The organism is Herbidospora solisilvae (assembly GCF_009901565.1).
GTDB classification, from domain to species: domain Bacteria; phylum Actinomycetota; class Actinomycetes; order Streptosporangiales; family Streptosporangiaceae; genus Herbidospora; species Herbidospora solisilvae.
In genome coordinates this window covers 170,822-183,282 of the sequence record NZ_WXEW01000003.1, presented here as the reverse complement: position 1 = coordinate 183,282, position 12,461 = coordinate 170,822, and the positions used below count along the sequence as shown (strand labels likewise).

Genomic DNA, 12,461 nt, shown 5'->3' with positions numbered 1-12,461 from the left:
CGGCCAGGCTAGCGGATCTGGAGCCCCGCCCACGTCGACCTGACGGTCGAGAGACCCTCCACTCCCAGGACCTCGATCTGGTAACGCCCGTCGGCGTCGCGGTGCGCGCCGTGGATGTCGGTGGCGAGCTCGGGAAAGGCCCGGTCGAACTCCTCCAGCGCGCGCAGGTACGCCATCAGCGGCCCGTCGGCCGCCCCGGCGGCCTCGCCCGGCATGAGCATGGGGATGCCGGGAGGGGTGACCACGACGGTGGCCGCGGCGACCCGGCCGGGGAGCTTGGCCAGCGGGACCCGTTCGGTGCGCCGCCGGATCATGGCCTGGTAGCAGTCGGCCGGGGTCGAGACCGGTTCGGGCAGGTCGCCCACCGCCGATCCGCGCAGCATGTCGTGGACGTCGGCGCAGTACTTCCGCAGCGTGACCGAGGGCGGCCCGAAGCCGGGCAGCACCTCGGCCAGGGGCACGTCGTTGTCGTAGGCGTGCTTGAAGTCGGTCAGGGCGTCGATGAGGGTGCCCCACTTGCCCTTGGTGATCCCCATGGAGAACAGCACCAGGAGCGTGTGGTCGCCGGTCTTCTCCACCACGATGCCACGCCGCTGCAGGTAGGCGTCGACGACGCGGGCCGGGATGCCCCAGTCGAGGGTGCCCGCGGCGGCGTCGGCGCCGGGGCAGGTGATGGTCACCTTGATCGGGTCGAGCAGGGCGTAGCCGTCGGTCATGCCGTCGAACCCGTGCCAGGCGGCCCCCGGCTCCAGCACCCAGTAGCGCGGGTCGGCGCACACCTCGGCGAGGTCGGCGTCGGCGACCGCCGGGGGCTGCCAGACGCCGAAGAACCACTCGGGGCGCCGGCCGTCTTCGCGGATGCGGGCGGCCAGCCGCGTCATCGCCTGCCGGAACCGGACCGCCTCGACGATCGCCTCCTGGGTGAGGAAGGTCCCCGACGGCCCGTCCATCATCGCCGCCGCGACGTCGAGCGAGGCGATCATCGGATAGAGCGGCGAGGTGGTGGCGTGCATGAGGAAGGTCTCGTTGAACGCGTCGTAGTCGACCGGCGCCCGGGGAGCCGGCCGGACGTGCACCATCGCGGCCTGCGACAACGCGGCCAGCAGCTTGTGGGTCGACTGGGTGGCGAAGACCGTGGGCCGGTCGGGCCCCGGCAGGGTGTGGACGTCGACCGCCATCCCGTAACGGCCCGCGTAGAGCGGGTTGAACCGCCCGTAGGCGAACCACGCCTCGTCGAAGTGGACGCGGGGCACACTGGCTCCCAGCAATTCGGCGACCCTGACCGCGTCGTAGCAGACGCCGTCGTAGGTGGAGTTGGTGACGACCGCGTACGTCGGCTCACCGGAGGCGAGCGGGTGGTCGGCCACCCGCGCCCGGACGGCCGCCTCCTCCAGCACCTTGGGAGGAATCGGCCCGGCCAGCCCGAGTCCGTTGCGCTCGGGCACGAGGTAGACCGGCCGGGCGCCGCTGATCGCGAGGGCGTGCTGCACGGACTTGTGGCAGTTGCGGTCGACCAGGACGGTGTCGTCGCGGGCGATGGCATGGTGCCCCACGATGCGATTGGCGGTCGAGTTGCCGTTGACGACGAAGAACGTGCGTTCGGCGCCGAAGACGCGGGCGGCGTTGTGCTCGGCCTCGCCGATCGGGCCGGTGTGGTCGAGGGGCGAGCCCAGCTCCGGCACCGAGATCGACAGGTCGGTGCGCAGCAGCCGCTCGCCGTAGAAGTCGAAGAAGGCCCGCCCCACGGGCGACTTCAGGAACGCGACGCCCCCGGCGTGCGCGGGGGTGTGCCAGGAGTAGCGGTGGTGGTCCTGCAGCCGCCGCAGGGCGCGGAAGAAGGGCGGGAGGATCGTGTCGGCGTACTGCTCGGCGGCGTGGGCGATGCGGCCCGCGATGAACTGCGGGGTGTCCTCCAGCGGGAAGACGTACCCCTGGATGACCTCGTAGACCCACAGGGGAAGCTCCTGGTCCTGCGTCATCAGGAAGACGGGCAGCCCGCGGAAGCGTCCGGCCACGGCGCGGAGGAGGTCTTCGGCGCCGGGCGCGTCCCAGGCCGCCAGCACCGCCGTGAGCGAGGCGTCCGACCCGATGACGGCCAGGGCGTCGCCGGGCCGGTAGGTCCAGCGCACCTGCAGGCCCTGCTCACTCATCGCGGCACAGACCCGTCGGAGTTGCTCGGCCAGTGCGGTGTCGGCGTCGGGCTGCTCGGTGACGGCGACCAGAACCATTCGCTCCATGCGGCGCTCCACAGTCAGAGGGGTATGCGTAACCAGTTAATTACACAGAGTGACAAGTGAAGCGGCAATCCCTTTCGAGCCATACCGCCGTCGACAGCTCAGGACCTGATCACCAGATTGGCCTGCGGGTCGTAGCAGATCAGTCCGTTGCGCTTAGCCAGGGCGATCAGAGTGGAAGCGACTTCCGCGCTTCTCGACCAGGAAACGGCCGCGATCAGAAAGCCGGGACCCGTGAACAGCTCGGACATCCAGGGAGAATTCTCGACGTCCTCATCGGTCGACTCCGAGGTCAGATCCGGATATACGGAGATCACCTGCTCGTGGAACGTCCGCACGGCCGGAGCGTCGGGCACCAGGCCGCTCTTCTCCTCGATGAGGCCTCTGTAGATCTCCGCGGCCCGAGCGGCATCGGTGTCCTCGGAGGCGTGCCAGAACGCCAGATCGAAGCTCATGAGGGACCGTACAGGTGCCGCCAAAGCCTGGTCAAACTTTACATAAGCGCAGGTAGGCGCAGTTATTCTGACGTTCCTGGCAGCGAACTCGGCCCCACCGGAAGAGGGGTGATGGCGTGAAATCGGCTGACAGCGTCCGTAGAGCGGCGACCCCGGCGGTCGCCGTCGTCGACTGCGCCGGGGCGGTGATCGGGTGGACCCGGGCCGCCGAGGAGCTCACCGGGTATCTCGCGGCCGACGTCTTCGGGCGGCCCATCGGCACGCTGCTGCGGCCCGGCGCCGAAGAGGCCGGGGCGTACCGGCCTGGTAAAGGGATGATGGAGGTGCGGCGGCGGGACGGTCAGGTGGTCATCGTGCGGGCCGACGCCGCGCCGATCACTCTGGGTGACGACACCGACGGCCCACGGCAGTCGTGGTTGTTGTCGGCGATCCCGGTCGCCCTCGACCTGTCGACCGACACCGGCGCGCTGCTGGATTCGCTCATCGGCAGCTTTCCCGTCGCGATGGCGATCTGGGACAGGGATCTGCGCTGCGTCTGGTTCAACGAGGCGGCCGAGCGGCTCCGGGACGGCTATCCCTACTACCGGATCGGGCGTTCGCTGACCGAGGTCATTCCGGGGGTCGACAACGAAGGGGTGCAGGAGGCGATGCGCGAGGTGCTCGCCGACGGCCGGCCCGTGATCGACCGCGAGGCCCACTGGTCCTACGCGGGTGAGGAGCGCGTGTTGTCGGTCTCGCTGCTGCCGCTCGCAGGGGTGGACGGAAGGCCGCTGGGCGTCTGCTCGGTGGCCCTGGATTTCAGCGACAGCAAGGCGCGGGACCACCTCGACCTGATGCGCGAGGCCGGCGTCCGGCTCGGCAGCACCCTGGACGTCATGAGCACCGCCCAGGAACTGGCCGAGCTGGCCGTTCCGGTCCTGGCCGACTACGTGACCGTCGACCTGCCCGAGGCGGTGCTGCCGGGCACCGAGCCGCTGCGGCGGCTGGCCACGACGGAGGCCGGGATCCCGGCGTTCCGGCGGGCGGGCATGGCCTCGGTGCGGGCCGGGGCGCCCGAGTCGCTCTGGGAGCGGGGCGATGCCGTGTTCGTGCCGCCGAGGTCTCCGTTCATGGAGGTCCTGCGGTCGCGCCGGTCGCACTTCGAGCCCGTGCTCGACACCTCCCCCGGCACCTGGCTGGATCTGGACCCCGACCGGTCGCGGGTCATCCATGCCACCGGCATGCACTCGCTGATCGTCGTTCCGCTGGAGGCACGCGGCGACGTCTTGGGCGTCGCGGTCTTCGTGCGCACCTCCAACCCGGCGCCGTTCAGCAAGGACGACCTGCTGGTGGCCGAGGAGCTGGTCACACGGGCCGCGCTGAGCCTGGACAACGCGCGCCAGTACACGCGTGAGCGGCTGACCGCGCTCGCGCTCCAGCGCGACCTGCTGCCGCACCACCTGTCCGGCAGCGGCGCCGTCGAGGTGGCCTCGCGCTACCTGCCCTCCGACGCGCACGAGGGGGTCGGCGGCGACTGGTACGACGTCATCCACCTCCCCGGCGGCCGCATCGCCCTGGTCGTCGGCGACGTCACCGGCCACGGCATCAACGCCGCGGCCACCATGGGCCGGATGCGCACCGCCGTGCGCGCCCTGGCCGTCCTCGACCTGCCTCCGGACGAGCTGCTCAGCCACCTCGACCGGCTCATGACGGAGGACGCCCTCACCCCCGACGCCATGGGCGCCACCTGCCTGTACGCCGTCTACGACCCTCGCACCGGCCGCTGCACGATGGCCACGGCCGGCCATCCGCCACCCGCGATCATGACCCCGTCAGGCGCGGTGATCTTCCCTTCGCTGCCCCCCGGCACGCCGATCGGCGTCGGGCTGGGCACCTTCCAGTCGTACGACCTGCATCTCCCGCAGGGCACCCTGCTGGCCCTCTACACCGACGGCCTGATCGAGACTCGGCAGGCCGACCTCGACGCGGGCATGGCCAGGCTCGCCGACACCCTCGCCCGCGCGGCGTCGCGGTCGGCGACGCTCGACCACGTGTGCGCGGACGTGATCGGCTCCATCGTGGGCGAGGCGCCCTCCGACGACGACATCGCCCTGCTCATGGCCCGCATCCTGGCCTGATCGGTCAGGAGCGCCAGAGGGCTGCGTGCGAGATCTCGGAGTTGTCCGCCCCCTTGGTGACCACCGATCCCACGGCGTACACCTCCCGGCTGCCGGGCCGCCAGGCCAGCGAGTGGACGCGCGGCTCGGCCCCGGGCGGCGCGGGCACGCGGTGGCGGGTCCAGCGGCGGCCGTCCAGATGCCAGAGCACGTCCCTCCGCCCGATCACCCAGAGCCCTCCCCTGCCGTCGGGCTCGGCCTGGCCAAAGCGGGTCATCCGGCCGACGGTGGAGGTCAACGGCCCCCAGTCGCAGGTCCAGCCATTCCCGTCCCAGTGCATCGCCAGCGAGTGCCCCTTCTCCGCGGGCTCGTTCTCCTCGTCGTACTCGTCCAGGACGGTCCAGGAGAGACCGCCGACGACCCAGACGTCGTCGGGGCCGAGCACCACGACGTCGCTCAGGGTGGCGCGCGGCAGGGTCACGTCGGCGGGCGGCTCGAACGGGGGCGTGGTGATCCGGCGCCACGCCCCGGACTCCCAGCGCAGCGCCGCGGGTTCGCCGTTCTGCCCGCTGACCGCCCACAACTCCCCGTCTCCGGAGCTCAGGGCCCCGGCCGCCGCGGGCAGCGGGTGCTGACGCCAGTGACCTCCCGTCCACGACACCGCCGCCGGGCCGTTCACGGCCCACGCCGCACCGTCGACGGCCCGCGCGGTGGTGAAGGCCCAGCCGACCGAGCGCGCGGCCGGTTCGGGCAGCGGCTCCGCGCGCCACACGCCGTCCGCGAAGGCGGCGACGACTCCGGCGGTCTCCTTGGGCGACTTGCCGTTGGACACGCCGAACACCCACGCCTGATCGGCGGAGGCCGCCGCGACCGCCACGCTGGTCTGCGGACGGCCCGGCCGGGCCTGCGGGATCTGGAAGGTCTCCCACCTGGAGCCGTCCCACCGGCGCACCCCGCCGTCCCTGCCCACGAGGGCGCCGTCCTCTTGTTTCTCGCTCCAGTAGGTCGACCACAACGCCCCGTCGGGGGCCGCCGCGAGCAGCGACATCGAGCCGCGCTCCTCGTCGACCCAGACCGACCGCCACGCGGTGCGGGCGTCGGCCGCCCGCAGATCGTCGGCCTTCTCACCGGGAAGCTCGCAACCCGCCGACCCGGCCGGCAGGGGCGGGAGCGTGGCCGCGGGGGTGGGAGTAGGCGTGCGCGCGGCGGTCGTGCGGACGGGCGCCTCCGGCGCGGACGTACAACCGGCGACGACCGCCACGGCTAAGAGACATACGGCCGCTCTCATCCCGCGAGTCTCGCACGCGGGCGGTCCTAGGCTACGGCGCATGGACACGATCCCCCTCGGCACGCCCGCCCAGCTCGTGGTCGACTGCGCCGACCCGGCCTCGCTCGCCGTCTTCTGGGGCAGGCTGCTCGGCACGCCGCCGGTCCACCGTGATCCCTCGTGGTCATACGTGGACGGTGTGCTGCGGATCGCGTTCCAGCGGGTGCCCGAGCCGAAGACCGGCAAGAACCGGGCCCACCTGGACGTCGAGGTCGCCGACGTCGCCGCCGCGGCGGCCACGGCCGTCGCCTGGGGCGCGCGGGAGAACGGGCCCCTGCGCACCGACGCCCAGGGCTCCTTCCAGGTCATGCGCGACCCCGAGGGCAACGAGTTCTGCCTGGTGTCGAATGACCAATCGGCGCTATCATCGCCATATGGCGATGGATAGGCTCTGTGTCAGCGCGGATATCGCGGCCGGCGTCTCCCCCGCGGCCGCCCTGTTCCATTCGCTGGGCGACGAGACCCGCCTGCGCATCGTCCAGCGCCTCAGCCGGGGCGAGGCCCGGGTCGTCGACCTGACCACGGAGCTCGGGCTGGCCCAGTCGACCGTCTCCAAGCACCTGGCCTGCCTGCGCGGCTGCGGGCTCGTCGACTACCGGGCCGAAGGCCGCCAGTCCTTCTACGCCCTCACCCGCCCCGAACTGATGGACCTGCTCGCCTCGGCCGAGCACCTGCTCGCGGCCACCGGCCACGACGTGACTCTGCGCCCGGCCGGGGAGATGCGGTGACCACCGTCCCGGCCCGCCGGGCGAGGTTACGGAGCCGCATCCGCTGGCTGGTCGCCGCCACGATCACCTACAACCTCGTCGAGGCGGCGGTGGCCATCACCGCCGGGACCGTCGCCTCCTCGGCCGCCCTCATCGGTTTCGGCCTCGACTCCCTGGTCGAGGTCGCCTCGGCCGCCGCGGTGGCCTGGCAGTTCTCCGTCGCCGACCACGAGCGCCGCGAGCGAACGGCCTTGCGGGTGATCGCGGTCTCCTTCTTCGCCCTGGCCGCGTACGTGACCTTCGACGCCGTGCGCGCCCTGCTCGGCGCGGGCGAGGCCGAACACTCCACCGCCGGGCTCGTCCTGGCGGGGCTCTCTCTCGTCGTCATGCCGTTCCTGTCGTACGCGCAACGCCGGACCGGACGCGAACTCGGTTCGGCCAGTGCCGTCGCCGACTCCAAGCAGACCCTGCTGTGCACCTACCTGTCTGGTGTCCTGCTGGTGGGCCTGGCGCTCAACAGCCTGTTCGGCTGGGCGTGGGCCGACCCGATCGCCGCCCTGGTCATCGCGGCCGTCGCGGTCAAGGAAGGCCGCGAGGCGTGGCGCGGCGACGCCTGCTGCGCCACCGGCTCCTGCGGCGGCTGACCCCGTCCCGGTGATTAGCCCCGGTGACCGGGGGTAGGCGGCGGGGACCAGCCCAACAGAGCGCTGCGGATGCCCGTTTCCCAGGGACATTCGACGGAACGTCGATTCCGTTTTCCGGCCGTTGTCGCCGCAGAGGTCAATCTTCGCCTGGGACCACGCACTTCACATCACCACTTACGACGGCAGGAGCCCTCATGAGTGAACAGACCACTCCCAGCACGGTCGACCGCGCCAAGGAGGCCACCGCGGACACCACGCGGACGGCCAAGGAGCAGGCCCGGCAGGTCGGCGCGGAGATCAGGACCCAGACCGGCCAGGCGGCGCACCAGTTACGCGGACGCGTCCGCGACGAGGCGGAGTCGCAGACCCGCCGGGCCGCGCAGAGCCTGCGCCAGTGGGCCGACGACCTGTCCGGCATGACCGAGAGCGGCAAGCCCGACAGCCCTGTGCACGGCGTGCTCCAGCAGGTCGCCGGGACCGGCCACCGGGCGGCCGACTATCTGGAGGACCGCGGCCTGACCGGCGCGACCAACGACCTGCAGAACTTCGCCCGCCGTCGTCCCGGCCTGTTCCTGGCGGGCGCGCTGGCAGCCGGTTTCCTGGTCGGCCGCGTCGCCAAGGCGGGCGCCGATGCCGGCGCTGACGCCGGCACCGACGCCACCACCGGTTCCGGTTCCGCGCCCTTGAACCCCCCGACGGCCTTCCCCGAGACCACCCCGGTCACGACCTACCCGACTTCCGTACGGCCGGACGAGGACCTGCGATGAGCGATCCCAGCCGCCCGGAGCCCACCCTCGGCGAGTTGGTGGGACGGCTCGGCGGTGACCTGTCCACCCTGTTCCGTCAGGAGGTCGAGCTGGCCAAGACGGAGATCAGGGCCGAGGCCACCAAGGCGGGCAAGGCCGCCGGCATGTTCGGCGGCGCGGGAGTGGCCGGCTGGATGGCCGCGATCTTCCTGAGCCTCGCCCTGGTGTGGGCGCTGGACGCGGTGCTCGACGCCGGGTGGGCCGCCCTCATCGTCGCCGTCCTGTGGGGCGCCGCCGCCGCCGGAATGTACGCCAAGGCCCGCCGGCAGGCGCAGGAGATCAACCCCGTACCGGAGAAGACCGTTCAGACCCTGAGGGAGGACGCGCAGTGGATACGCGACCGGACGAGCTGAAACGAGAGATAGAGCAGACCCGCGCCGAGATCGCCCGGGACGTCGACCGGATCGGCGAGCACACCAGCCCGCGGCAGATCGTCCGCCGGCGTACCGAAGGCATGAGGAACACCACCCGTACGATCAAGGAGCGCGTGATGGGCACCACCGGGCATGCCACGAGCCGCCTTCAGGACACGGCCGGGACCGTGAAGGACAACCTCTCCGAGGCGGGCGAGACGATCAGGAACACCCCGCACCAGGCGATGCGCGGCACCCGGGGCAACCCGCTGGCCGCCGGTCTCGTCGCTTTCGGCGTCGGCGCCCTGGCCGCCGCGCTGATCCCCGAGAGCCGCGCGGAGAAGCGCGCCGCCGCCCAGGTCGGCGAGTACGTGCAGCCGGCCGTCGACCAGATGAAGGACAGTGCCCAGTCACTCGGCCAAGAGGTCAAGGAGACCGCCCAGCAGGCCGCCGAGAAGGTCAGGCAGACGGCCGGGGACGCCGTCCACACCACCGCCGACCAGGCCAAGGACAAGGCGGCCGAACTCCGCGACCAGCACTGAGCCCGGGGGCCGCTCCCGCCTCCGGCCGGAGGTTCCCGGTCGTCTCCCAGGGGGCATGTGGCACTGGTGCGTGATCTTGCGCAGAGGAGACGGGAGCGGCCATGGTCGCGGTGAGTCTGAGATTGCCCGGAATCGTGCTCGGGGTGGGGCTCGGCGGCTTCGTCGACGGCATCCTGCTGCACCAGATCCTGCAGTGGCACCACATGCTGAGCAGCACCGACACCGACAACATCGGGGTGCGTTACTACTCGCCGCTCACCGTTCCCGGGCTGGAGATGAACACCCTGTGGGACGGGCTGTTCCACACGGTGTGCTGGCTGGCCGTGCTGACCGGCATCGCGATCCTGTACGGCCGGATCACCCACCGCCGCCGGCAGGTGTGGACCTCACGAGTGTTGTGGGGCTGGATCCTGGTCGGGTGGGGGGTGTTCAACCTCGTCGAGGGCGTGATCGACCACCACATTCTGGGCATCCACCACGTCCACGGCGGCCCCTACCAGCTCTGGTGGGACCTCGGATTCCTGCTGCTCGGCGCGGCGCTGGTGGCGGGGGGTCACCTGTTGCAGCGCGGCGGGCGGACCATCACCCAAGAGGCCGCCTGATGCACGACCACACGATCGGCATGTGGCCGATCCCACTCTTGCTCGCCACGGCCTACCTCCTCCTGCTGGGGAGGGCCCGGCGACGTACCGGAGCCCGGCCGAGCGATCCCCGCCGGGCCGCCTTCTTCCTGCTCGGCTGCCTGCTCCTGGGGGTCGCGCTGCTGCCGTCGGTGGCCTCCTTCGCGCACCACGACTTCCGAGGCCACATGGTCCAGCACCTTCTGATCGGTATGTACGCCCCCCTCGCGCTCGTCCTGGGCGCGCCGGTCACCGTGCTGCTGCGGGCGCTGCCCGCCACCTCGGCCCGGCGGGTGACCGGCCTGCTGCGTACCCGGGCGATGAGATTCGCCGCCCACCCGGTGACGGCGCTGGCCCTGAGCACCGGAGGCATGGCCGTGCTCTACCTGACCCCGCTCCACGCGCTCACCGAGGCCCATCCGGTCCTGCACCACCTGGTGCACGTCCACTTCCTGCTGTCGGGCGCCCTGTTCGCGTGGGCGATCGCCGGTCCAGACCCGGCTCCCGCGCGGCCGGGCGTCCGGGCTCGGCTGGTGGTGCTCGGCGTCGCGATCGCCGCCCACGCCGTCGTCTCCCAGCTCATGTACGGCGGCTACCTCGTCCACGTGGACGCGCCGATCGCCCAGCTGCGCGGCGCGGGCGAGATCATGTACTACGGCGGCGACATCGCCGAACTGCTCCTGGCCGCGGCCCTGGTCGCCACGTGGCGGCCCGGCCGCATGCTCAGCCGGCCGCCGGATTTGATCTCGGCGGGTCGTGACCGCGTACCCGGCGCTGCTCGCCTCAACCCTTTCCGGCAGCCGTAACCGAGCGTTAAGTTCCAACCACTCTGGGGTATCTGCCGGTTGTCCGAAGAGTGCGCCATATGTCCCGGTTAGGGAAGTCCATGAACGCTCAGCACGCCGATGTGGTGGCCTTTCTGATCCGCCAGCATTCGGAGATCAAAGACCTGTTCGCCGAAGTCGAGGCCGCAGAGGGGGACGCCCGCGAGGAGGCCTTCCGCCGGCTGGTCCACCTGCTCGCCGTCCACGAGACGGCCGAGGAGGAGCTCGTCCACCCGTACGTGCGGCAGGTCGTCGACGGAGGCGACGGGATCGTCGACGACCGGCTGCGGGAGGAGAACGAGGCCAAGCAACTGCTGTCCGACCTCGACGAGATGGGCTCGCAGCACCCCGACTTCCTCAAGCACCTGGAGGTGCTGCGCAAGGACGTGCTGACGCACGCGCGCGCGGAGGAGCGCTACGAGTTCCCCCACCTGACCCGCGAAGGCGATCCCGCCCGGTTGACGAAGATGACCGCCGCCGTCCAGGCCGCGGAGAAGATGGCGCCCACCCGGCCTCATCCCGGCGTCGAGTCGGCCACCAAGAACCTGCTGCTCGGCCCGCCCATGGCGATCATGGACCGGGCCCGCGACGCCATCCGCAAGGCCATGGGAGAGGGCAGATGACGTTCAACCCGCTGCGCGAGCGCGGCATCCCGCTCGACGAGCAGGTTCGCACCTGGCGGGAGCTCGCGGTGATGCCCATCGATCCCGACGAGGCCGACCCCTATACGCGCTGCCGGATCATCACGATGAACGGCATCGAGACCGAGGCGATCTTCTTCAGCCACCACATGGCCCGCCACTGCCCCAGCATCGAGATGAAACAGCAGCTCGCCCGGGTCCGCTACATCGAGGCCCAGCAGCAGAAAGCCGTCAACTGGCTGCTGCCCGGGCTGGCCTCGGTACTGGAGACCACGATCGCCTACGAGCAGGTCGCGGTCGACCTGACCGCCTGGGTCGCCCGGATGGAACCCGACCCCTACCTCAAACAGGCCTACCAGTTCGGCGTGCTGGAGGACTTCGACCACCTCTACCGGTACGCCAACCTCTACGAGATGATCGAGCACCGCCGCGCCGAGAAGATCGTCGACGGGCTGACTGAAGTGATGCCGGGCCGCCCGACCTACCTGCACCACCGGAACCCTGTCGACAACGTCCGCCAGAACTACGACAAGGACGCGGCCGCGCCGATCTCGAAGCTGCACGCGCTGACGATCATGGCGGCCGAGCAGCAGACGATGAACTTCTACATGAACGTCGGCCCGCTCTACATGGAACCGATCGCCCGCCAGCTCTACCAGGAGATCGGGATGATCGAGGAGGAGCACGTCACCCACTACGAATCCCTGGTCGACCCGGGCGAGACCTGGTGGGAGATGCTGCTCAACCACGAGTACAACGAGTGCTACCTCTACCACTCCTTCATGGAGACGGAGAGCGACCCGAGGATCAAGGCGATCTGGGAACTCCACCTCAACATGGAGCTGGAACACCTGCGCCTGGCGGCGGAGATGTTCAAACGCCACGACGGCCGCGACCCCGAACAGGTCGTGGCACCCGCGCTGCCCGCCCCGGTCACCTTCGAGCCGAACAAGGCCTACCTGCGCGAACTGCTGGCCACCCAGATCGACTACACCACGATCGGGACGGGCTACGTCCAGGAGGCCCACGAACGCTTCGAGGCCATGCAGCGGGCCGTCATGGACGACGAGAAGCCGGCCTCCGAGTTGGTCATCTCGGAGAACGCCATGAAGTCGGGACACGAATACCGGCTGGAGACCGAGGGACCGCACCCGGTGCCGAGCCTGCGGATGAACCGGCCCACCTGACGCGTCCAGAAGAAAATCACCTGAC

Annotated in this window: 14 protein-coding genes; 11 read left to right on the top strand and 3 right to left on the bottom strand. The window is 70.9% G+C overall.

Features of this window, described 5'->3' with window-relative positions:
* Positions 1–8: 8 nt before the first annotated feature.
* Positions 9–2,237, bottom strand: coding sequence for an Orn/Lys/Arg family decarboxylase (locus tag GT755_RS10495; RefSeq protein ID WP_161479536.1), 2,229 nt, complete (start codon positions 2,235–2,237; stop codon positions 9–11).
* Positions 2,238–2,335: 98 nt separating this feature from the next.
* Positions 2,336–2,689: a hypothetical protein gene (locus tag GT755_RS10490; protein ID WP_161479535.1), complete on the bottom strand. Its 354-nt coding sequence runs from the start codon at positions 2,687–2,689 to the stop codon at positions 2,336–2,338.
* Positions 2,690–2,805: 116 nt separating this feature from the next.
* Between GT755_RS10490 and GT755_RS41070 the strand changes: the two genes are divergently transcribed.
* The gene (locus GT755_RS41070; protein WP_202609882.1) at positions 2,806–4,806 is read left to right on the top strand and encodes a SpoIIE family protein phosphatase; all 2,001 of its coding nucleotides are present in this window, start codon (positions 2,806–2,808) and stop codon (positions 4,804–4,806) included.
* 4 nt (positions 4,807–4,810) lie between these two features.
* Here GT755_RS41070 and GT755_RS10480 read toward each other — a convergent pair whose 3' ends face one another.
* Positions 4,811–6,073, bottom strand: coding sequence for a hypothetical protein (locus GT755_RS10480; protein WP_161479534.1), 1,263 nt, complete (start codon positions 6,071–6,073; stop codon positions 4,811–4,813).
* A 40-nt stretch (positions 6,074–6,113) separates the two neighbouring features.
* Between GT755_RS10480 and GT755_RS10475 the strand changes: the two genes are divergently transcribed.
* The 10 genes from GT755_RS10475 to GT755_RS10430 all read left to right on the top strand — a co-directional run bounded on the left by GT755_RS10475 (position 6,114) and on the right by GT755_RS10430 (position 12,436).
* Positions 6,114–6,500, top strand: a complete 387-nt coding sequence (locus tag GT755_RS10475; RefSeq protein ID WP_161479533.1) for a VOC family protein — start codon at positions 6,114–6,116, stop codon at positions 6,498–6,500.
* Positions 6,487–6,840, top strand: a complete 354-nt coding sequence (locus GT755_RS10470; protein ID WP_161479532.1) for an ArsR/SmtB family transcription factor — start codon at positions 6,487–6,489, stop codon at positions 6,838–6,840. Before GT755_RS10475 ends, GT755_RS10470 begins: the two co-directional genes overlap by 14 nt.
* Complete coding sequence (locus GT755_RS10465) at positions 6,837–7,463, top strand: cation transporter (protein WP_161479531.1); 627 nt, start codon at positions 6,837–6,839, stop codon at positions 7,461–7,463. Before GT755_RS10470 ends, GT755_RS10465 begins: the two co-directional genes overlap by 4 nt.
* 194 nt (positions 7,464–7,657) lie before the next feature.
* Complete coding sequence (locus tag GT755_RS10460) at positions 7,658–8,230, top strand: ATP synthase subunit B family protein (RefSeq protein ID WP_161479530.1); 573 nt, start codon at positions 7,658–7,660, stop codon at positions 8,228–8,230.
* Complete coding sequence (locus GT755_RS10455; protein ID WP_161479529.1) at positions 8,227–8,622, top strand: phage holin family protein; 396 nt, start codon at positions 8,227–8,229, stop codon at positions 8,620–8,622. Before GT755_RS10460 ends, GT755_RS10455 begins: the two co-directional genes overlap by 4 nt.
* The gene (locus GT755_RS10450) at positions 8,598–9,164 is read left to right on the top strand and encodes a DUF3618 domain-containing protein (RefSeq protein ID WP_161479528.1); all 567 of its coding nucleotides are present in this window, start codon (positions 8,598–8,600) and stop codon (positions 9,162–9,164) included. The genes GT755_RS10455 and GT755_RS10450 overlap by 25 nt, the downstream gene beginning before the upstream one ends.
* A gap of 101 nt (positions 9,165–9,265) precedes the next feature.
* Entirely contained in the window at positions 9,266–9,766 is a 501-nt protein-coding gene (locus tag GT755_RS10445; RefSeq protein ID WP_161479527.1) for a DUF2243 domain-containing protein, read from the top strand.
* Positions 9,766–10,590 (top strand): cytochrome c oxidase assembly protein, encoded by an 825-nt coding sequence (locus tag GT755_RS10440; protein WP_161479526.1) that lies wholly within the window; start codon positions 9,766–9,768, stop codon positions 10,588–10,590. The genes GT755_RS10445 and GT755_RS10440 overlap by 1 nt, the downstream gene beginning before the upstream one ends.
* A gap of 80 nt (positions 10,591–10,670) precedes the next feature.
* Positions 10,671–11,231, top strand: coding sequence for a hemerythrin domain-containing protein (locus GT755_RS10435; RefSeq protein WP_202609881.1), 561 nt, complete (start codon positions 10,671–10,673; stop codon positions 11,229–11,231).
* Complete coding sequence (locus tag GT755_RS10430) at positions 11,228–12,436, top strand: hypothetical protein (RefSeq protein ID WP_161479524.1); 1,209 nt, start codon at positions 11,228–11,230, stop codon at positions 12,434–12,436. Before GT755_RS10435 ends, GT755_RS10430 begins: the two co-directional genes overlap by 4 nt.
* Positions 12,437–12,461 lie beyond the last annotated feature (25 nt).